The organism is Roseburia sp. AM23-20, assembly GCF_003470905.1.
Lineage (GTDB): Bacteria > Bacillota > Clostridia > Lachnospirales > Lachnospiraceae > Roseburia > Roseburia rectibacter.
The window spans coordinates 16,879-36,367 of the sequence record NZ_QRHS01000004.1 but is presented as its reverse complement, the minus strand read 5'-3'; the positions used below and the strand labels follow the sequence as shown (position 1 = coordinate 36,367).

Genomic DNA, 19,489 nt, shown 5'->3' with positions numbered 1-19,489 from the left:
GCGGGTGTGCCGTAGTAGGCTATGCAGCCAAAAAATGCAGCTTATGACGCTGCCCCAGAGAAAGGAGGTTTTTCAACTATGGCAAGTTTACGGGACACCGTAAAGGACTATCAGGACGAGCTTAGGGACGGTATCGCATGGGTGGCGTTCTGGAAACAGGGGCGTTCATGGAACGCGGAATATTTTCATCTTGATATGGACGATACGCTCTACCCGGAGGACAGGAGCCGGTTAGAGGAAATCAAAAGCACCGACCCCGCCGCCGTTATCCTTAACGGCTACTATTGCGGGCATTTAGGCGAGGATATGAGCCTTGACGAGCTGACCGCCGGAGTGCGCTACCACTACGAAAACAGCATGAACGATATTGACGGTTTTATCGGGGCGCATGACGACAGGCTTCCCCCGGAGGTTATCGAGGAAGCAAGAGCCACCGCCCATGAAGCGGGGCTTCCCTTTTCCGAAAACCCCTACCGGGACGGGGAGGATTTTAACCCCTATGTATTTGACGGGAGCATGAGCATTGAAGATTTTGAGCTTATGCACCGCATGATGGAACAGGAAAGGAGAGAAAAAATGAGCGAGCAGTTTTCGATTTTGATTGACAGCCGCACCCGCTTTGAAACAGGCGAACCGGGCGGCGTGTGGCTTCCCATGCCGACTACAACGCAGCAGCTTCACGCGGCTATGGAAAGCGTCGGCATTACCGCAGACAACCCACAGGATTTTTTCATCAATGGATTTGCCAACACCGAGCAGCAGCCCTTTGACGTGCCGCTTGCCGTTATCCAGAGCGCGGGGATTGACGAGCTGAACTATCTGGGGAAGCTCTTGGAAATGCAGAGCGACGAGGACAGGGACAAGTTTACGGCGGCGGTGACGCTTGGGGAACGCGCCGGGAACATCAAAGACCTTATCAACCTTGCACAGAACCTTGATTGTTACTGGCTCTATCCTACCGTACAGAGCGAGGAAGATTACGGCTATTACCTTATCGACGAGCTGGACGAATTGGAGCTTCCCGAAGAAGCGAAAAAGTATTTCATGTATGAGGAATACGGGCGGGACGCAGCTATCAATGACGGGGGACGCTTTACCGACCAGGGCTATATCTACAACAACAAGAACACCTTTACGGAGTGGTACAACGGGCGCGAAAGCGATATTCCCAAAGAGTATAAAGTAATGAGCTTCCCACAGGCAGAACGCCCCGACCCGTCAAAGGTAGAAATGGACGCAGCCGCGCCGGGGCAGAGAACGGCACAGTCCGCAGAGCAGCCACAGGAGCCGCGCCCGGTTATCCCTATCGTGCTGACGAGCGAGAAGCCCGCCGAAAAGCTCAAAGAGATTACCGACCGTCTGGAACAGGGCATTACGGAACTCTTTGACAGCGAGCGTTACAAGGAATATCTGCGCGTCATGTCAAAATTCCATAATTACAGCTTCAACAATACGCTGCTTATCGCCATGCAGAAGCCGGACGCTTCCCTTGTGGCGGGCTTTTCCGCTTGGAAGAATAATTTCGGGCGCAACGTGATGAAAGGGCAAAAGGGGATTAAAATCATTGCCCCGTCGCCGTTCAAAATCAGACAGGAAGTGGAGAAGATAGACCCGCACACACAAAAGCCCATTATCGGCAAGGACGGAAAGCCCGTCACCGAGGAAAAGGAAATCAAGATACCCGCCTACAAGGTAGTGTCTGTTTTCGACGTTTCCCAGACCGAGGGAAAGGAGCTGCCGGACATTGCGGTGGACGAGCTGACGGGCGACGTTGACCGCTACAAGGATTTTTTCGCAGCCCTTGAAAAGACTTCCCCCGTCCCTATCGCCTTTGAGAATATCGAGGGCGGCTCTCATGGCTACTACCACTTGGAGGACAAGCGCATTGCTATCAACGAGGGCATGAGCGAATTGCAGACCTTAAAGACCACCATTCACGAAATCGCCCATGCGAAGCTGCACGACATTGACCTCAACGCGCCCAAAGATGAACAGCAGCCCCGCGTTGACCGCCGCACCCGCGAAGTCGAAGCGGAAAGCGTCGCCTATACCGTCTGCCAACATTACGGGCTTGACACGTCGGACTACTCTTTCGGCTACGTCGCCGGGTGGAGCAGCGGGCGGGAGCTGTCCGAACTGAAAAGCTCCCTTGAAACGATACGCAGCGCAGCCGCCGAGATTATCAATTCCATAGACGAAAATCTTGCGGAACTGCAAAAGGCACAGGACAAGGAGCAAACCGCCGGACAGGAGCAGCCCACCAGAGAGGAACAGGCAGCCGCGCCGGAGCAGCCGCAGCCGGAAGCCCCGGAAAAGGCAGATACAGCCGGGAAAGAGAAGCCGGAGCCGGAAGCAGACGCACCGGGGAAATCCGGCGCACAGGAAAAAGCGGACGCAGCCCCGAAAGAAGCCTTTACCCCGGAAACGATTTACAGAGTGCGCCGGAACCCTTACGGCGACAGCCGGGAAAACAGCTACCTCTTGCAAGCCTATGTGACACAGGAGAACGGGCGGGCGAAAATGGGCGACGTTCTTTTCGCCGGAACGCCGGAGAAATGCCGCGAGCTTATGGGGCAGCTCAAAAGCGGGGAGCTGACCGAGGGCGACGTAAAGCAGCTCTACGCAAAGGCACAGGAAACGGCAAAGACCGCCGAGCCGGACAAGGACACCTTTTCCATTTACCAGATAAAAGGCGGGGACGAAACAAGGGACTTGCGCTTTGAGCCTTACGACCGCCTGCAGGCGGCGGGGAATGTGGTTGACAGGGCGAACTATGAGCTTGTCTATTCCGCGCCCCTTGCGCCGGGGACTTCCCTTGAAGATATTTATACCCGTTTCAATATCGACCACCCCAAAGACTTTAAGGGACACAGCCTTTCCGTTTCCGACGTGGTAGTGCTTCATCAGGACGGACAGGACGCGGCGCACTATGTTGACAGCGCGGGTTTCCGGCAAGTGCCGGAGTTTTTACAGGAGCAGAAACAGCTTACCCCGGACGACTTGGAAACGGGCGAAACTGTCAAAACATCGAGAGGGACTTTCCATGTAACCGCCATGAGCCGGGAGCAGATAGAAGCCGCCGGATATGGCTTTCATCATCAATCCGACGACGGAAAGTATCTGATTATGGGGAACGGGACGCGGGCGTTTGCCGTTGCCGCAGAGCAGCCGGAAAAGGCAAACCCTTTGAAGCACGTCGAGGACACCGTAGAGCAGAACGACAACAACTTTGACGGTATCATCAACAACACCCCTACCGTTGACGAACTGGAAGCAAAGGTCAAGGCGGGAGAAACGATTTCCCTTGTTGACCTGGCTAATGCGGTCAAAGCCGACAAGGAGCGCGTCAAGGGAGCGAAGCCGGAAAAGAAGCCCTCTATCCGGGCGCAGCTTAGAGCCGACAAGGAAAAGGCGCAGAAGAAAAACGCAAAGCAGAAGTCACAGGACTTGGAAAGGAGCTGACCCATGCCGGAACAGAGCAGATTTGAAAACGTGGATTTGTTCGCTTCCCTTGAAGCGATTATGAAGCAGAATACAGGCTTTTACCAGAGCGACTTGGAGATTGACAAGGAGATTATCGCAAAGGCGGCGGCAAGCCCCCACAGGGAGGACAAGACCCTTTTGTGGTTCTGCCGCCCGTCCGGGACGCATTGCTTTAGGGAGCGCGACGTTTTCCTAAAGGACACCGCGCCCCACAATGCATGGCGTTTCTACATGGAGCAGACAAGCGACCGCGTACTTGCCTATGCAATCGAGCTGACGGGAAAGGAGCGCGGGAAAATCAAGGGCAATCTGTATGAGCTTGACTATTCCCGCCATTATGAGCGCGTCAAGGAAAAGGAGCTGCCCGCCGATACGGTGAAGCTGTTTTATGAGCGTGGGGAAAGGGTACAGAAAGCCGGGAGATATTTTGACGGAACCCCAGACCCGCAGCTTGGGAAGTTTGAACGCTTTGAAGCCGTACCCAACGACCCGGACGCGCTGCAATCGCTCTTACAGGAAGAACGGCGCAGCCGGGAGCAGCTTCCGCCGGGAGATTTCAAGGCGCATATCGCCGCATTGCGGGACGGGCTGATTGAAACGGAAGCGCGGCGCATTGTGTGGGAAATGAAGCGGCACGACACGCCGAACAGCCCAAACAAGACCCATTTCATGGTAGAGCTTTCCCCGGCGTTCATGCAGCTTGCGGCTACAAAGGACACTGACCGTCTTTTCTCCATGCTGCCCTACAAGACCCTTTCCTTTTCCAAAATCGAGGGCAGACATGGGACGTATGCGCTGATTGACAAGAGGGAGAACCGGGACAGGGAGATACGGAAGCCCCGCCCCTCTATCCGGGCGCAGCTTAAAACAGACAAGGCAAAGACCGCCCCGAAAAAGGCGGCGGCAAAGAATAAAAATCACGATTTGGAGGTGTGAACATGACAAAACTGACCGTAGAAGAAACAAACCTTTTGAGCATTTACAAGACCGGGAGCCGACAGGGGCTTATCGTCGCCATGAACGCCGCGCTGCCCTTTATGGACGGGGAAATGCGGGGCTTTGCTGCCCGTACCCTCTCCAAAGTGGAAGCCATGACCGAAGCGGAGTTTGCGGGGCTTCCCATTTACGCCGCTGATGAAGTATGAGCGAGGTCAAGCGGCTGACGCCGCCCCAGAGCCGGAAAGTCAACGCCCTTGTGCGCCGGACGTGCTGCAACTGCGATAATGGAAACTGTATCTTACTGGACGACGGGGACGAGTGCGTATGTCCGCAGCTCATTTCCTATTCGCTTCTCTGCAAGTGGTTTAAGGTTGCGGTGCTTCCCGCTGATAAGCTGCTCTATGCGGAGCTTTACCAAACCGGGGACAGGAAGAAATGTACCGAGTGCGGCACGTCCTTTGCGTCAAGCTCTAACAGCGTCAAATACTGCCCCGACTGCCGGAAGCGTATCACCCGCAGACAGGCCGCCGAGCGCATGAGGAAAAGACGCGCCCCTGTTACGCAGTAGGCGCGGAAAATCCCTTGATTTGCAAGGCTTTCCGGGCGGGAAAATCGGATAGGCGATACTTTATACCTTTTCCCCCGAAAATGGCGTTCTATTGCGTAACATTTACCACAACAGCACCCACAAAAAGACAGGGCGCGGAAGTCATATACTGACTTTCCGCGCCCTGTTCTTTTTATTTCTTTGGCAAACATTTGTATGTATTTGTAATCCAATCATCAAATTTTTGACCCTTTTCAAATTCCATTACATCATACATTTCTGCCGCGATTGTTTTGAACGCTTCCTTGAATAATTGTAAATCTAATTCTTCCATTGATTTTTCACGTTTGATACGTAGAAAAACTTTAGTAAAGTCTTTTGTCTTAAAACCAATATCTTTACGTCCTAAGCGAATAGGATTTCCGCGGTAAGTAATCCCCATAGCTTGTGCTGCTCTAAATGCTTCCTCTTTAACTTTATAAACTTTGTCATGGAGAGCAAGACGAGTAATAACATCTCTTGATTGTTGACAATCATATTGTTTTAGTTCATTCAACGCAGCAAGCCTAATTTTCCATGATGATTTATTGTTTGCGTCTTTGACAAGCTGACTAATATTAGCTGGTGTTCCTTTTGTCATGTACTATCAAATCCTTTCAAAAGTTGTAGATAATTTTATTATACCACATACCGCTTTCTGTTTCTATACGAAAATCATTTTTTGCTTAATCAGTGTTCCATTCCCTTTTCCCGTTCCGGCTGTCTGTCTGCCTGTAAAATGTTGTCAATGTTCTGCTTGATAATGTCATATTCCCGGACTTTCTTTTTCAGCTTCCCATAGTCGGCGTAAAGGGCTTCTTTCTGCGCTTGAAGGGCTTCATACTCCGATTGCAGCGCGGCGAGGTTCGGGAGCTTTGCAATGCCCGTTGCTTTCAATGACCTTGCAGCGGCTTCATGTAAGATAATCGCCTGTTCCTGTCCGGCGCGGTATTTCTCCCTGTTCCTTGCCTTGCGGTATGCGTCATAGACGGGCTTTGTCTTTTGGTAGGTGGAAACATTCTTGATAAGCACCGCCATGTCCGCAAGCCGCTTTTCGGCGTTCTTCAATGCGTCTGCCGCCTGTCCGCTTTCCGCTGCCATTTCCTCAATCCGGCTAACTAAATCCGCGTACTGTTCAATCTTGTTTTCGGTGAGAAAGTTCATAGTCTTTGCCGCCTGTTTCAGATTGTGGATTTTCGCCCACTGTTCATAGCCCTTACTCTGCGCCGCCTTGATACTGTTCTCAATGTCGATAAGCAGCGAAACGCCGCGCTGCTCTCTGGGGGCTTTCGCCGCCTTTGTCCGTCTGCCCGCTATCCGTTCCCTTATGGCTTCCTCTGTATAGTCTGCGCCGAGGGTTTTTAGGCGGGTGAAGCGTTCCTGTCCGGGGGCGCGGCATGATACATATTTCCCCGGCTTTATCTCATAGCCCGCCGCCTGTAACCGCGTTAGCAATTCCTCAAAACTGGAAACTTGGGGGATAAGTGCGTCAACGGCGGTTTTCAGTTTGCCTTTCCAACTTGTACCCGTCTTTTCTGCCTGGTACTCTGCATAGCTCTTTCCCTTGCTGCCCTTGCCGGGGACGACGACGGACAAGCCATTTTCCCGGCACAGCTTGTCGCTCATGTTCCGTATACCGTAATAGCTCCTTTTGTTGGAATTGTATTTGTGGTGGTCTACGAAGTTCACCGCGCAGAAAATAATGTGGTTATGGATATGCCCCTTGTCAATGTGCGTCGTCACAACATACTCATGTTGCCCCTTTGTTACCGCGTCGGCAAGCTGCTTTCCGATTTCATGGGCTTTCTGATAATCCACTTCCCCCGGCTCAAAGGACTGTATCAGATGAAAGGCTAAATTGTTCCCCTTTTGGAGTGCTTGGGACAATGTATATTCAAACTCAATATCTGCCGTTTCATAGGAGCAGCCGAAAGAGGACACAAGCATTTTTCCGTCCGTCTTGTCCGGGTTTTCGATATAGTCAAGGGCTTTGCTTAGAGTGCTTTTAATAGGCTTAATCTTTGTAACCGCCATATCTCCGCAAGCACCCCCTTTATTTCCTCTATGTCCTCTTGGTATGCGTTCCCCGTCGCGTTTACGCGGCGTGCTATCTGGTTGACGTTGACACCGATTTTTTGTATCTCTGCGGTCATAGCCTTTATGTCGGCGTGGTCTATCTGAATGATATATCCGTCAATGGCAATCTTCCGCAGATACGCCGCCATGTTCCGGGTGGGTACGAGCTTCATTTTTTCCAGTATTAAATCCCGTTCCGCTTCCGTCACTCTGAATTTGATTTGTACCGTCCTTTTGCGTCCGTCCATGTATTCGCTCCTTTCCTTTCCGTTCCGAGGGTTTGGGACACTTCCCAACAAGCAATTTTCAACCGACGCGCCGCAGCGCGGGAGGGGGAAAATACGGAAGTGGGTACCCGCTTCCTATGCTTGCTACGAATGTTTTTATCCTTTAGGCTCTTATCCCCTACTACGGAGAAAAAGCGATTTTGCCAAACTTCCGCAAAAGAAAAACGCTGCAATCTCAAAAAAGATTACAACGCTCTCTAAATCCTGTTCAGTTTTAAGCCGGACATTCCTATTCGCCCTCTTTTTCGACTTCGGAAATCTCTTTTGCCGTTGCGGTCACAATCCGTATGCCTGTATCGCTCATACCGTCAAGGAGCGCGTCAAGCTGCCGCCGCTTTGTGTCCTTTGCAGCGGGCGTGTCTAACAGGAATTGGTCTACGGATATATGGTAACGCTGTATCAGCTCAAAGAATATCTGTAAACTTGGGTGCTGCCCCTTGTTCTCAATGTTCGCAAGGTAGCGCGGCGAGATAAACATTTCGTCGCCTACTTTCTTGCGGCTTTCCTTGCGTCCTTCACGCGCTGCCTTTATCGCTGCCTTTATCGCTGCCCCAAAAGCCTTGAAGTCGTATTTTGGTACTGGTCTTTTTGCCATAGTTATTCACCCTCTTACATTTTACTGTTCCCCTTTCTTCTTGGATATGTCTACATAGTTCTATCAGTTAGCCAAAATAATTCATATATATATATGTTGACAACAAGCTGCTTTTGTATATAATATTATATAAAAGGGGGGGAATGTTTATGTTACATAGCATGCGTATTCGATAAGCATTGAAATCAAAAAAGATTTTTCCCATTTTCAATATGGGCTTTTTTGTCATGCTTATTTTGCGTATGCTATACAACAAAACTAACGACGTATAGACATAGTATAAAAACTATGCCTTAATTTTGTTGTAGTATTATATGTATAAATGCAGGTCAATGCTCATGTTGAGAATTGACCTGCATTTTTTTGCGCAAAAGGAGAAATATTATGCTTGAAAAATATTGGATAAAATGTCCAATTTGTAACGGAAAGACGAGGGTTCAAGTATTTTATAATACGGTATTAAGAAATTTTCCTCTTTTCTGCCCTAAATGTAAATTAACGCATATCGTTGATGTTGAAAAACTAGAAATCATAATCAAAAACTCTGAAAAACAAACTTTTTAATTTTGAAAAGGAAGGATATTTAAATGAAACACTTACCTAAAAGTACACCTACGGAAATATTGAATGACCCATACGGATTTACTTACAAAGAAATGTCGGAAGTAATTGGAGAGGATAAAGCAAGAGCCTTATATACGGAATTGTATAAACAGCCATTTCACAAAGAAAATCTATCAATATCAACAAAAAAAGTCTATAAAAGTAGCGATACTGAAAAGTATGTTTATGAATTGAAAGATAACAGGTATATTGAAACGGTTTTTATTAAACGGCGAGATGGTGGGACTGTTTGCGTAAGTACGCAAGTTGGTTGTTCTGTTGGCTGTATTTTTTGTGAGTCCGGACGCAATGGTTTTGTTCGTAATCTAACACCGTCTGAAATTGTGCAGCAGGTTGTATTGATACGTCAAAAAGTAAATCGTATCGTTTTTATGGGAATGGGAGAACCTTTATTCAATTACGACAACTTGATTGCAGCAATCCATATTCTTCGAGATAGAAATGGACTTAACTTTCCAACCGACGGCATTACCGTATCAACAGTTGGTCCAGTTAATCAATTAAAAAAATTGCGCGAAGAACATCTAAAAATTCAGTTGACAATATCTTTACATGCAGCAACACAGGCTGCGAGAAACTGTATCATTCCTCATATGCACATGTACGCTATTGAAGATGTTGTTAAGCAAGCATTGTCCTATTCTCAAAGGCATAATCGAAAAGTGGTATTTGCGTATTTGCTTTTACCAGGTATAAATGACCGTTCCTCAGATATAAGGCAACTTGCAAAATGGTTTAAGGGCAAAAATGTTATGATTAACGTGCTGCAATACAACCCGACGAGTAATTCAAAAATTAGAGCACCACAAAAACAAGAAATGGTTGCGTTCAAACATCAATTAGAGCAAACAGGACTTGAAGTTACCATGAGAGTTTCTCATGGTAGAGAGATTAAAGCAGCTTGTGGACAGTTAGCTAATACATATAATAAAGCCAAAAAACAACAGAAATAATTTAATTAAAAGAGCCAGACGCACAGACGCAGAGCCGATAATATGCAGTTTGAAATACTGCTGTTATCGGCTCTTTTTTGATTTTAATTTGTGCCCCTAATAACCATATTGGAGCAAAATCAGAACTGTTGCTTGTCGTTCTTTGATTTCCGCAGCAGCTTTGAAAAATCAAAGCCGCCGTTTCTTTTTATCTTCTAATGAAATGACGCGGTATCACTGTTAAAAGCGGCGGCTAAAGGAGGTAGCCGCCATGAAGCACATACCCTATCGACAAAATCCGACGGTCATTGACATATCAAAAAAAGCCCGACCACCGCCGGGAACCTCTCTACCCTTGACTATGAACTGTCTAATCATCTAAATACTGCTTACAATACCTATACGCCTGTCCGGGCTTTTCGGACAGGCGTATTTTGCTGCTCAAAAAATTTTTTGAAAAAATTTCAAAAAATCTTCGGCGTTTTTCAAAAACGCCGTATTGCCCCGCGAAAAGGGGGAAGCACCACCAACTTTCCAACGAGAAAGGAGGTGAGAATGTGGAACCTAATAGCAGGGAGTTTTACAAACAATGTGCTTTTCAGAAGTTTTGTAATACGGTGCTGCACAATGAAGCGTGTGACGCTCACAGGGAGCTGCACAGGCATAAGGCAAGGGAAGTCACCTTTTCCGATTTGCCCTTAGACGAAGCGCGGCAGCTTCATACCTTTGATGAATATTTCAAACGGGAAACCGCCGAAACCGTCTTTGAGAAAGCCGGGAAGAAAATCACGCCGAAGCTGCTTCTTGAAGCAATCCGTACTTTGCCGGAAGAAAAGCGCAAAGCCGTACTCCTGTACTATTTCGAGGGAATGAACGACACCGAGATTGCGAAGTTGTTCAATACATCGAGAAGCACGATACAGTACAGGCGGACAAGCTCTTTTGAGAAATTAAGAAAATATCTGGAGGAAAATGCTGATGAATGGGACGAATGGTAACGAACCCGGCTACCCGGAAAATGCCCTTGTTCCCTATCCTGTCATTGTGGCAGCGACAAAGGGTGACCCGGACGCCATGAAGATTGTCTTGCAGCATTTTAGCGGCTACATAGCCCGCCTCTCCATGCGGAAGCTGTACGACGAGCGCGGGAACGTCTATTTCGGCGTAGACCACGACATTCGGGAACGGCTGCAAGCAAAACTGATGATGGCTGTCCTCACCTTTAGGACAGAGGAATAACCGCAACGGCGGCGGGACGCTTTCTCTCACCCCCTTTTCCGTTCCGCTGTTGACGCGGGTAGCACAGCCATTTTGAACCTTGAAAAAGAAAGCGGCGCAAGATAACGGCGGCGCAGCATAGGGCAAATCGGATACGTTCCTTTTGCGTCGAGCCATACGGCGGGTGCGCCATGACGCTATCCGGGCGAGGTTATCACCGCCCGGACAGCCGAGCGACCAACACCGCGCCGGAAAGCAAGTGTAGCGGTTTGCGGGCAACGACACGCAGAATATACAATGATACTTCCTTACAGCCACAGTCCGAGCGTTAAGAGCGTCGCAGGCAATGGGTAGGGCTGCATGAGAACCATGCCGGGGTGAAATTCCCATGAGGTTATGCTAATAACCGTCCGATTAAAGCCTTTGTTTTATTGAATAGTGGACTTGCTGCTATTCATAGACTGTATTATATGTTTGCGAAAGAAAGGGGGATTTTCTTTGACGCAAAACCAAACGCCCGTTACCACAACGGAGCATAAAATCGGAAAAGTTACTTACCTTGTATGTTCGTCTGCAAGTGAACGCGCAACGGACACACTGGATAAAAAGATAAAAAAGCTCATTCGCAAAGACATGGAGCTGAACCCCGCAAACGCCCGAAAATAGGGCGTTTCTTCACATTTTATACATGACACAGGCAGCGGTATGTGGTATAATATAGACAGTACAAATACCATGCTTGTCTGTCGTCGGAAAGGAGGACAAAATGTTACAGACAGACAAGATTACCGCTTTATATTGCAGATTGAGCCAGGAAGATATGCAGGCCGGGGAAAGCGAGAGCATACAGAACCAAAAGCTGATTTTACAAAAGTACGCTGACGAACACCACTTTTTCAATACGCGCTTTTTTGTAGACGACGGATTTTCCGGCGTGAGTTTCGAGCGTGAGGGGCTTCAAGCCATGCTGCATGAGGTTGAAGCCGGGAACGTGGCGACCGTCATAACAAAAGACCTTTCCCGTCTGGGACGCAATTATCTGAAAACCGGCGAACTGATAGAGATTGTTTTCCCCGAATATGAAGTGCGCTACATTGCCATTAACGACGGTGTAGACACAGCGAGGGAAGATAACGAGTTTACCCCTCTGCGGAACTGGTTCAACGAGTTTTACGCCCGCGACACCTCAAAGAAAATCCGGGCTGTTAAACAGGCAAAGGCACAGAAAGGCGAGCGTGTCAACGGCGAAGTGCCGTATGGTTACATAGCCGACCCAAACGACCGCAATCATCTATTGCCCGACCCGGAAACGGCGCACATTGTAAAACAGATTTTCGCTATGTATGTGCGCGGCGACCGTATCTGCGAAATCCAGAACTGGCTACGGGAACATGAGGTACTTACTGTTTCAGAACTGCGCTACCGTCGTTCCGGCAGTTGCCGCCACCCGCGCCCGCACCCGACCTGTATTTATAACTGGCCGGATAAGACACTGTATGATATTCTTGGACGCAAAGAATATTTGGGGCATACCATTACGGGCAAGAGCTATAAGGTATCTTACAAATCGAAAAAGACGAAAAAGAACCCGGAGGAAAAGCAATACTTTTTCCCCAACACGCACGAACCTTTGATTGACGAAGAAACCTTTGACCTTGCACAGAAACGGATTGCTACCAAACACCGCCCTACAAAGGTTGATGAAATTGACATTTTTTCGGGACTTCTCTTTTGTGGGGATTGCGGCTATAAAATGTATCTGCAACAGGGAGCCGGGACACTGGAACGCAAACACGCCTACACTTGCGGAAAGTACCGAAACAGGATAAGGACTGGCGAGCTTTGCACTACCCATTATATCCGAAAGAGCGTCCTTAAAGAACTTGTCCTTGCTGATTTACAGAGGGTGCTGTCCTATGTGAAAGAGCATGAACAGGAGTTTATCGAAACCGCCAACGAGTGCAGCGCAAAGGCAGTACAAAAGACGCTGACACAGCAGCGGAAAGAGCTTGACAAGGCGCAGAGCCGCATTAGCGAGCTGAACATCTTATTCCGCAAGCTCTACGAGGACAACGCTTTAGGGAAACTTTCTGATGAACAGTTTGCTTTTCTGACTTCCGGCTATGATGAAGAAAAAAAGACGCTGACCCGGAGGATTGCGGAGCTGTCACAGGAAATCGACAACGCCACCGAGCGCAGCGCGGACGTGAAAAGGTTTGTCGCACTGGTACGCAGATACACCGCCATTACCGAACTGACCTACGAAAACGTCCATGAATTTATTGACCGTATTCTTATTCACGAACTGGATAAGGAAACGAACACCCGCAAAATCGAAATCTTTTATAGCTTTGTCGGCAGAGTTGATACGGGCGACAAGCCTACCGAAAGTATCTCCTATTTCAGACAGATAGGAGCCGACGTAAAGAGTTATGCTATCTAACATACATCAAAAAGAGGTAAGATAACGCCCTCTGCAAAAAAGGTTACGTTATCTTACCTCAACAAATATAAAGTAAGAATTTATTGAATTAGTGGAAAAATACTGTATGGAACAATTTGAATAAAAAATTACACGGAGATCAGTGTGAAAAATAACATTTTTCACTCGCAAGATTTGTGCTTACGCACAAACTTGATATGCAAATAAAAACGTTGTTTTTATTAAAAAGACAGCGCAAGAATGGAGATTTTTATGGACAACAATAAAATTGATGAAGGATTACAGGGAAACGAAAAAATAGAGACTGCGATTGCGGCATTACAGCAGGAACCAAGCGAGGAGATGTTAGCACATACCCTGACTGTAATACGCAGGCGCATGAAAGAAGGCGGTCAGTTTATCATAGCGGTAGAACCGCCAAAGGGCGATGATCAGATGCAGGTGCAGGCAATACAGACACCAGACGGCAATCGCTGGTGGGCGGCATTTACCAGTTTCGAGGAAGAATTAAAGGGCAGCGGCAGTGTGATGTCCACATTTTTGACGGGGATGGAGCAGGCATTTCGCACCGTTCTCATGGCAGAAGAGGTTAATGGGATCATTGTAAATCCGTGGAATCGGACGATTATGTTAGATAAGAATCTGATACGGATCATACTTGGGGAACAGGAATAGTTTTATTATTTAATTGCAACAGCATTTATGCAGAAAATTTTGAATGATAGTTAATGGCTTACGAAAAAAGAGGAACAGGTGTTTTGTACCTGTTCCTCTTAAAATGCTTATTTTTGCGTTCGCCAATTAGCCAAAGTATCTATTTAATAATCCTTCGAACGCTTTACCATGACGAGCCTCGTCACGAGCCATCTCATGAACGGTATCATGGATTGCATCAAGGTTTGCAGCTTTTGCACGTTTTGCAAGATCAGTTTTTCCTGCTGTTGCGCCGTTCTCAGCGTCAACTCTCATCTGAAGGTTCTTCTTGGTGCTGTCTGTTACAACTTCACCGAGCAGCTCTGCAAACTTAGCAGCATGTTCTGCTTCTTCCCATGCAGCTTTTTCATAGTAGGAACCAACTTCCGGATAACCTTCACGGTAAGCAACACGAGCCATTGCAAGATACATACCAACTTCAGAGCACTCGCCCTCGAAGTTTGCTCTTAAATCAGATACGATATCTTCGCTTACGCCTTTTGCAACGCCTACAACGTGCTCAGCAGCCCATACTTTTTCACCTTCCTGTAATTTGAACTTCTCAGCTGGAGCTTTACATACCGGGCAGATCTCCGGAGCTGCATCGCCTTCATAAACATAACCACATACTGTACATACATACTTTGCCATAATCTTAATCTCCTTTTTGAAAAATATTATTTGTTTACTGTAATAGATTTCCCCGCTTATTTGAAATCTATTATTGTGTGCTTAAATTAATATCAGTAACTATTACTGATTTTAAATGAAAAACTTCTTTTTGTCAAGACTATTTTTACGTCATTTTTGAAGTTTTTGAGGGAAAACAATCAGGAAGTCTGTATTTTGCCTTTGCAGGAAGGGCATTTTCCATAAAAATATGTTACATGTCCTTCAATCTCGCCGTTAAAGTCCTGTGCGGCAAGAACATTGATATGATCCAGTCCTGTTACATTAAGATCCAGAACGCTTCCACATTCTTTACAGATAAAATGGTAATGTGGTTTTGGATTACCGTCAAAACGATCAGGTCCGATTCCTGTAGACAGCTTCTGGATCTCACCGATATCTGCAAGCAATGAGAGATTGCGGTATACCGTGCCAAGGCTGATATTCGGAAATTCTTCCTTGATATTCATATAGACGGTCTCTGCGGTAGGGTGGTCATAACGCGAGATTAAAAACTTCTTGATGGATTCCCGCTGCTTACTTCGTTTCAGCATTTTACCATCCTTTCTTAATAATAGTAATTGTTACTAAAATTATCATATGATAATTAATAAAAAAAGTCAACAGTATAATTTGACATAGAACAGAAAAATCAGCATATAAATAGAAAAAAAGTAACAGAGAGTGCCTATGGCGGGAATGAAACGGTTTATTACATATATATATGCCTATGAAAATACAAAAAAAGCAGGAAATACAGGATTTGCCCGAATCGAACTGCGTGGAGAAGAATGCAGATTAGAAATCCATCTGCGGGGTGTCTATGCGGCACAGACTCATTGTAAGATTTATCTGTTCCGTAAACAGGGCAGTGGGATAGAAGGAAGCCTGATTGGAGAAATGGATGTCCGTAATGGTGCAGGGGATTTTAGCGTAATTATGAAAACAGCACATATATCGACATCATTGCTTAGCTTTTTTGAGATGGAAGGAATTTTTTTGTGCAGTGAAGATGGACGTATTTTTATGAGCCGATGGACAGAGGGAGAGCCACTTACTGTGGATATGGAACACTTCATAGAGTGGAAGGCAGAGCAGACGGAAGAAAATATATATGCAGAAGAAAAACAACAGGAAAATAAAATCCAGACCGCCCAATTTGACCGGGAATCTGACAATGAACTCAGAGCAACCGAACTTCCAGCCCGTAATTTCTTCCCACAGTACCAGTGGAAGGATATCTGGGAACAGTTTTTAAAAAGTCATCCGGCAAGCATGCCTTTTTCAGAAAAGAATATTACCTGCATTAAAATTGAATTAAAGGATATCAGAGAGCTTCCGAGGAAATACTGGTATCTTGGAAATAATAGTTTTTTGCTGCATGGATTTTTTAATTACAGATATCTTGTGCTTGGAAAAATAGAAGAAGATAACGAAGATAAATGGTTTCTCGGAGTGCCTGGAATTTATCAGAATCAGGAGCGTGTTATGGCGATCATCTTTGGGTTTCCGGAATTTATGCCGGAGCAGGTGGAAAACCGGTTTGGCTGCTGGTATCGTTTTATAGAGGAATAATTATAAGTAAATAATCCTTAGCTTTCATCAGATGGGTTGAGGTATGCGTAGCGCAGATGGTCTTCCCAGCGGTTCTGAATGAGAAAGCAGCCGCGTTCTACACCTTCGTATTGGAAACCAATTGATTCTAAAAGATATATGGATGCTTTATTTTCCGGCATAACGCGAGCAAACACGCGGTGAAGATGGAGATCATAAAAGGCAAGACGCATAGCACCTTTGACAGCTTCTGTGGCATACCCCATGTGACGAAATGCTGCGTCAAATTTATAGCCAATTTCTGTACAGGAATATGCGGCAAAGCGGATGTCATGAAGGCATACGGTTCCGATGATCGTCAGGGGATCTTCTTTCCGGAAAACATAGAAACGGATGCACTGCTGTTTCAGGGCGAGATCCCATTCACATTTCAAAACAGTCTGCTGGTAGGATGCAGTATAAAAATTATCCGGTCTAGCCGGTTCATAGGCTTCAAAACTTTCGCGGTTGCGGTTCTGGAAATTTAAGACTGCATTGGCGTAGTTTGGAGTCAGGACTTTTAGGAACAGGCGCTCTGTCTCAAATTCATATTTTAAAGAAGCGTTTTTTCGCTGCATGCAAGGTGCTCCCTTCTCGACAAAAATGAAAAAGTGCGGTAAAATACTGCATATTATATAGTATAACATTTTGGGGAAACTGTCCATGAATCAGGATGAAAAATACATGAAAGCAGCGATCCGGCAGGCAAGGAAAGCATACGCCTTAGATGAAGTACCGATCGGCTGCGTGATCGTGCAGGATGATAAGATCATTGCACGCGGGTATAACAGAAGAAATACAGAAGGCAATACGTTAGCACATGCGGAACTGACTGCCATACGTAAGGCAAGCAGGAAAACGGGAGACTGGCGGTTAGAGGACTGTACGATGTATGTGACGTTAGAGCCGTGCCAGATGTGTGCAGGGGCGATCGTTCAGAGCCGGATGAAAAAAGTGGTGATCGGAAGCATGAATCCGAAGGCGGGATGTGCCGGTTCGGTGCTAAATCTGCTTCAGATGCAGCAGTTCAACCATCAGGTCGAGATTGAAAAAGGAGTGTTAGGAGAAGAGTGTTCGGAAATGCTTTCCACATTTTTCAAGGAACTTCGCCAGAAAAAGAAGTCCAAAGAGCTGTATCTGTCTTGACAATACAGGGCAAAATAGGCTATACTTAAATCTCCGAGCAGCCGGGGTGGTAGCGGTACCCTGAACCAGCAATCCGCTATAGCTGGGGTGATGCCGAACGGAGGGTTGTCAGATTGTGGAGCTGCCCTTCATAAGTGGCGTTGAAGTTTGGGTCTTACGCAACAGGAATCTGTGAACCGGGTCAGGTCAGGAATGGAGCAGCCCTAAGCAGAAGCTCTTGTGTGCCGTAAGGGTGCCTGGGCCGAGTTAACTGTGGAGGTAACGTCTGTGGTCTGGATTCGATGGGAGGCGCTCGGTTTTAATTTATGACAATCGGAATGTTCGCAGAGCGTGCATTGGATTGATTTTGATAGTTGAAAGGAATAACAGTGGATAAACTCAGAAAAGGACTGTATCAGGTAAGTGAAGGTTTAGAACTCATCATTGCATTAGTTGCCGTGATCGGTGTGGTCATTGCAACACTTAATCTTTTTCCGGAACTCTTATTATACTGGCAGAACCGGACGGACGCGGAAGCGTTTCTTATCTTTCTTGATGCCGTTTTTGATGTGGTGATCGGGTTGGAGTTTATCAAGATGCTCTGCAAACCGAGTTCCCAGAATATCATGGAAGTGTTGATCTTTTTGATCGCGCGCCATATGATCGTGCAGAAAACATCAGCACTGGAAGATCTGCTTTCGGTTGTCAGCATTGGAATATTATTTTTCTTCCGCAGATTCATGCTTGCAACAAAACCGGATAAAGAGCAGCATGTGCCGGAACTTTTTGGGGCAATCCGAAATGCAGGAAATAAAAAGGAGAGAGAATCCGCAGACAGTGAAGAGTAAACGGGTTTTCATGTGATAAATAAAATGTACCGCAGGTCATAATCTGATCTGCGGTACATTTTTGTATGAAGAAAAATACAATTTACGTTAATTTTTTCACAAAGATACTGACAGTATATCAAAATTGAGAGAATATGTCAAATAAAACTGCATTTATTTGAATACAAATATTGAATTTCAAAAAAACTGCTATATAATGAAAACATGACACGCGCTGGTAGAGAGCGCCAATTACATTATATAAAAAGTGAGGAAATAATCATGTTTGGATTTGGACAACTGATCGACATCTTAAAAAAAGATCCTAAGAAAATCGTATTTACAGAAGGCGATGATCCTCGTATTTTAGAAGCTGCTTCCCGTCTGTTAGCAGGAACATTCCTTCATCCGATCTTAATCGGTAGCCCGGAGAAAATCGCTGTAGAGGCTGAGGAGAGCGGTTTTAATATACGTGGAGCAGAGATCATTGATCCGGCTAACTACGACAGAATGGATGAGATGATTTCTTTATTCTGCGAACTTCGTAAGAGTAAAGGTGTGACACCGGAGCAGGCAAAAGGTATCCTTTCCCAGGCAAACTACTTCGGAACAATGCTTGTAAAAATGGGCGTTGCTGATGCACTTCTTGGTGGAGCTACTTATTCAACAGCAGATACTGTACGTCCGGCATTACAGCTGATCAAAACAAAACCGGGCAATACAATCGTATCTTCCTGCTTTATCATGGTTCGTCCTGCAGCTACCGGTGAGAACGAAGTTCTTGCAATGGGTGACTGTGCGATCAATATTCATCCGACAGAGGATGAGTTAGTTGAGATCGCAGGTGAGACAGCACAGTGTGCGAAGATTTTCGGTGTTGATCCTAAGGTTGCATTCTTAAGCTACTCTACACTCGGTTCCGGTAAAGGTGAGGATGTAGACAAAATGCGCAACGCAGCAAGCAAAGCAAAAGCAAAATACCCGGATCTTCCAATTGAAGGAGAACTTCAGTTCGACGCAGCAGTTTCTCCGCGTGTAGCACGTACCAAATGCCCGGGTAATACGGTTGCAGGTCATGCAAACACATTTATCTTCCCGGATATCAATGCAGGAAATATCGGATACAAGATTGCACAGCGTCTTGGTAACTTCGAGGCTTATGGACCGATCTTACTTGGATTAAATGCTCCGATCAACGATTTGTCCCGTGGATGTAATGCAGCAGAAGTTTATTCTATGGCTATCATTACAGCAGCACTTGCATAAGATAATGTGTAAGAAACTGTTGGCATGAATCAATCCAGTGCATAACAGTATATTTTAAATAAAATGTCAGTATGACGAGAGAGTAACGTGGCATGGCGTAAGCTGTGCCACGTTTTGCATGGGGATAAATTTT

22 protein-coding genes and 1 other RNA gene are annotated in these 19,489 nt (G+C 46.5%); 16 read left to right on the top strand and 7 right to left on the bottom strand.

Annotated elements, in window-relative coordinates; genetic code table 11:
* The first annotated feature begins 78 nt into the window (after positions 1-78).
* The 4 genes from DW650_RS05090 to DW650_RS05075 are packed head-to-tail and all read left to right on the top strand — an operon-like array spanning position 79 to position 4,990.
* On the top strand, positions 79-3,462 hold the full coding sequence (locus DW650_RS05090; RefSeq protein WP_118209245.1) for a YodL domain-containing protein: 3,384 nt from the start codon (positions 79-81) through the stop codon (positions 3,460-3,462).
* A gap of 3 nt (positions 3,463-3,465) precedes the next feature.
* Positions 3,466-4,419: a hypothetical protein gene (locus DW650_RS05085; protein WP_118209244.1), complete on the top strand. Its 954-nt coding sequence runs from the start codon at positions 3,466-3,468 to the stop codon at positions 4,417-4,419.
* A gap of 2 nt (positions 4,420-4,421) precedes the next feature.
* The gene (locus DW650_RS05080; protein WP_009447124.1) at positions 4,422-4,628 is read left to right on the top strand and encodes a transposon-transfer assisting family protein; all 207 of its coding nucleotides are present in this window, start codon (positions 4,422-4,424) and stop codon (positions 4,626-4,628) included.
* Positions 4,625-4,990, top strand: coding sequence for a cysteine-rich VLP domain-containing protein (locus DW650_RS05075; RefSeq protein WP_009447123.1), 366 nt, complete (start codon positions 4,625-4,627; stop codon positions 4,988-4,990). Before DW650_RS05080 ends, DW650_RS05075 begins: the two co-directional genes overlap by 4 nt.
* Positions 4,991-5,162: 172 nt before the next feature.
* Here DW650_RS05075 and DW650_RS05070 read toward each other — a convergent pair whose 3' ends face one another.
* The 4 genes from DW650_RS05070 to DW650_RS05055 all read right to left on the bottom strand — a co-directional run bounded on the left by DW650_RS05070 (position 5,163) and on the right by DW650_RS05055 (position 7,966).
* On the bottom strand, positions 5,163-5,609 hold the full coding sequence (locus tag DW650_RS05070) for a HEAT repeat domain-containing protein (RefSeq protein ID WP_009447122.1): 447 nt from the start codon (positions 5,607-5,609) through the stop codon (positions 5,163-5,165).
* Positions 5,610-5,698: 89 nt separating this feature from the next.
* Positions 5,699-7,042, bottom strand: coding sequence for a relaxase/mobilization nuclease domain-containing protein (locus tag DW650_RS05065; RefSeq protein ID WP_118209243.1), 1,344 nt, complete (start codon positions 7,040-7,042; stop codon positions 5,699-5,701).
* Positions 7,003-7,332: a plasmid mobilization protein gene (locus DW650_RS05060; protein ID WP_002569185.1), complete on the bottom strand. Its 330-nt coding sequence runs from the start codon at positions 7,330-7,332 to the stop codon at positions 7,003-7,005. Before DW650_RS05060 ends, DW650_RS05065 begins: the two co-directional genes overlap by 40 nt.
* A gap of 268 nt (positions 7,333-7,600) precedes the next feature.
* Positions 7,601-7,966, bottom strand: a complete 366-nt coding sequence (locus tag DW650_RS05055) for a helix-turn-helix transcriptional regulator (RefSeq protein WP_118209242.1) — start codon at positions 7,964-7,966, stop codon at positions 7,601-7,603.
* Between the two features lie 384 nt (positions 7,967-8,350).
* Here DW650_RS05055 and DW650_RS05050 point away from each other — a divergent pair, with 384 nt between their 5' ends.
* From DW650_RS05050 to DW650_RS05010, 7 genes are all read left to right on the top strand, one after another.
* Entirely contained in the window at positions 8,351-8,530 is a 180-nt protein-coding gene (locus tag DW650_RS05050; protein ID WP_002588768.1) for a cysteine-rich KTR domain-containing protein, read from the top strand.
* A gap of 23 nt (positions 8,531-8,553) precedes the next feature.
* The gene (rlmN, locus tag DW650_RS05045; RefSeq protein ID WP_002569187.1) at positions 8,554-9,543 is read left to right on the top strand and encodes a 23S rRNA (adenine(2503)-C(2))-methyltransferase RlmN; all 990 of its coding nucleotides are present in this window, start codon (positions 8,554-8,556) and stop codon (positions 9,541-9,543) included.
* A gap of 536 nt (positions 9,544-10,079) precedes the next feature.
* A complete protein-coding gene (locus DW650_RS05035) occupies positions 10,080-10,520 on the top strand; it encodes a sigma-70 family RNA polymerase sigma factor (RefSeq protein WP_050636981.1) in 441 nt (146 codons plus the stop codon).
* Positions 10,501-10,761: a helix-turn-helix domain-containing protein gene (locus DW650_RS05030; protein ID WP_016289899.1), complete on the top strand. Its 261-nt coding sequence runs from the start codon at positions 10,501-10,503 to the stop codon at positions 10,759-10,761. Before DW650_RS05035 ends, DW650_RS05030 begins: the two co-directional genes overlap by 20 nt.
* Before the next feature lie 417 nt (positions 10,762-11,178).
* Complete coding sequence (locus DW650_RS20300) at positions 11,179-11,406, top strand: transposon-encoded TnpW family protein (protein ID WP_004607973.1); 228 nt, start codon at positions 11,179-11,181, stop codon at positions 11,404-11,406.
* Positions 11,407-11,506: 100 nt separating this feature from the next.
* Positions 11,507-13,183 (top strand): recombinase family protein, encoded by a 1,677-nt coding sequence (locus DW650_RS05015; protein WP_009447114.1) that lies wholly within the window; start codon positions 11,507-11,509, stop codon positions 13,181-13,183.
* 252 nt (positions 13,184-13,435) lie between these two features.
* Complete coding sequence (locus tag DW650_RS05010; RefSeq protein WP_118209241.1) at positions 13,436-13,858, top strand: SseB family protein; 423 nt, start codon at positions 13,436-13,438, stop codon at positions 13,856-13,858.
* Between the two features lie 126 nt (positions 13,859-13,984).
* Here DW650_RS05010 and DW650_RS05005 read toward each other — a convergent pair whose 3' ends face one another.
* Together DW650_RS05005 and DW650_RS05000 are read right to left on the bottom strand one after the other, a co-directional pair.
* On the bottom strand, positions 13,985-14,527 hold the full coding sequence (locus DW650_RS05005; RefSeq protein WP_006857073.1) for an NADH peroxidase: 543 nt from the start codon (positions 14,525-14,527) through the stop codon (positions 13,985-13,987).
* A gap of 179 nt (positions 14,528-14,706) precedes the next feature.
* A complete protein-coding gene (locus DW650_RS05000) occupies positions 14,707-15,099 on the bottom strand; it encodes a Fur family transcriptional regulator (protein WP_118209240.1) in 393 nt (130 codons plus the stop codon).
* A 136-nt stretch (positions 15,100-15,235) separates the two neighbouring features.
* Here DW650_RS05000 and DW650_RS04995 point away from each other — a divergent pair, with 136 nt between their 5' ends.
* Positions 15,236-16,120, top strand: coding sequence for a DUF6128 domain-containing protein (locus tag DW650_RS04995; protein ID WP_118209239.1), 885 nt, complete (start codon positions 15,236-15,238; stop codon positions 16,118-16,120).
* A gap of 17 nt (positions 16,121-16,137) precedes the next feature.
* Here DW650_RS04995 and DW650_RS04990 read toward each other — a convergent pair whose 3' ends face one another.
* Entirely contained in the window at positions 16,138-16,716 is a 579-nt protein-coding gene (locus DW650_RS04990; protein ID WP_243102858.1) for a GNAT family N-acetyltransferase, read from the bottom strand.
* 85 nt (positions 16,717-16,801) lie between these two features.
* Here DW650_RS04990 and tadA point away from each other — a divergent pair, with 85 nt between their 5' ends.
* The 4 genes from tadA to pta all read left to right on the top strand — a co-directional run bounded on the left by tadA (position 16,802) and on the right by pta (position 19,356).
* Entirely contained in the window at positions 16,802-17,284 is a 483-nt protein-coding gene (gene tadA, locus DW650_RS04985; RefSeq protein ID WP_117920806.1) for a tRNA adenosine(34) deaminase TadA, read from the top strand.
* A gap of 33 nt (positions 17,285-17,317) precedes the next feature.
* Positions 17,318-17,580: signal recognition particle sRNA large type (gene ffs, locus DW650_RS04980), an RNA gene on the top strand.
* A gap of 72 nt (positions 17,581-17,652) precedes the next feature.
* Positions 17,653-18,111, top strand: coding sequence for a hypothetical protein (locus tag DW650_RS04975; RefSeq protein WP_241070811.1), 459 nt, complete (start codon positions 17,653-17,655; stop codon positions 18,109-18,111).
* Between the two features lie 261 nt (positions 18,112-18,372).
* Positions 18,373-19,356, top strand: coding sequence for a phosphate acetyltransferase (pta, locus tag DW650_RS04970; protein ID WP_118209237.1), 984 nt, complete (start codon positions 18,373-18,375; stop codon positions 19,354-19,356).
* Positions 19,357-19,489 lie beyond the last annotated feature (133 nt).

Coding starts and splice junctions, on each gene's coding strand:
- DW650_RS05090 (WP_118209245.1), top strand. CDS start 79: ATGGCAAGTTTACGGGACACCGTAAAGGACTATCAGGACGAGCTTAGG.
- DW650_RS05085 (WP_118209244.1), top strand. CDS start 3,466: ATGCCGGAACAGAGCAGATTTGAAAACGTGGATTTGTTCGCTTCCCTT.
- DW650_RS05080 (WP_009447124.1), top strand. CDS start 4,422: ATGACAAAACTGACCGTAGAAGAAACAAACCTTTTGAGCATTTACAAG.
- DW650_RS05075 (WP_009447123.1), top strand. CDS start 4,625: ATGAGCGAGGTCAAGCGGCTGACGCCGCCCCAGAGCCGGAAAGTCAAC.
- DW650_RS05070 (WP_009447122.1), bottom strand. CDS start 5,609: ATGACAAAAGGAACACCAGCTAATATTAGTCAGCTTGTCAAAGACGCA.
- DW650_RS05065 (WP_118209243.1), bottom strand. CDS start 7,042: ATGGCGGTTACAAAGATTAAGCCTATTAAAAGCACTCTAAGCAAAGCC.
- DW650_RS05060 (WP_002569185.1), bottom strand. CDS start 7,332: ATGGACGGACGCAAAAGGACGGTACAAATCAAATTCAGAGTGACGGAA.
- DW650_RS05055 (WP_118209242.1), bottom strand. CDS start 7,966: ATGGCAAAAAGACCAGTACCAAAATACGACTTCAAGGCTTTTGGGGCA.
- DW650_RS05050 (WP_002588768.1), top strand. CDS start 8,351: ATGCTTGAAAAATATTGGATAAAATGTCCAATTTGTAACGGAAAGACG.
- rlmN (WP_002569187.1), top strand. CDS start 8,554: ATGAAACACTTACCTAAAAGTACACCTACGGAAATATTGAATGACCCA.
- DW650_RS05030 (WP_016289899.1), top strand. CDS start 10,501: ATGAATGGGACGAATGGTAACGAACCCGGCTACCCGGAAAATGCCCTT.
- DW650_RS05015 (WP_009447114.1), top strand. CDS start 11,507: ATGTTACAGACAGACAAGATTACCGCTTTATATTGCAGATTGAGCCAG.
- DW650_RS05010 (WP_118209241.1), top strand. CDS start 13,436: ATGGACAACAATAAAATTGATGAAGGATTACAGGGAAACGAAAAAATA.
- DW650_RS05005 (WP_006857073.1), bottom strand. CDS start 14,527: ATGGCAAAGTATGTATGTACAGTATGTGGTTATGTTTATGAAGGCGAT.
- DW650_RS05000 (WP_118209240.1), bottom strand. CDS start 15,099: ATGCTGAAACGAAGTAAGCAGCGGGAATCCATCAAGAAGTTTTTAATC.
- DW650_RS04995 (WP_118209239.1), top strand. CDS start 15,236: ATGGCGGGAATGAAACGGTTTATTACATATATATATGCCTATGAAAAT.
- DW650_RS04990 (WP_243102858.1), bottom strand. CDS start 16,716: ATGCAGCGAAAAAACGCTTCTTTAAAATATGAATTTGAGACAGAGCGC.
- tadA (WP_117920806.1), top strand. CDS start 16,802: ATGAATCAGGATGAAAAATACATGAAAGCAGCGATCCGGCAGGCAAGG.
- pta (WP_118209237.1), top strand. CDS start 18,373: ATGTTTGGATTTGGACAACTGATCGACATCTTAAAAAAAGATCCTAAG.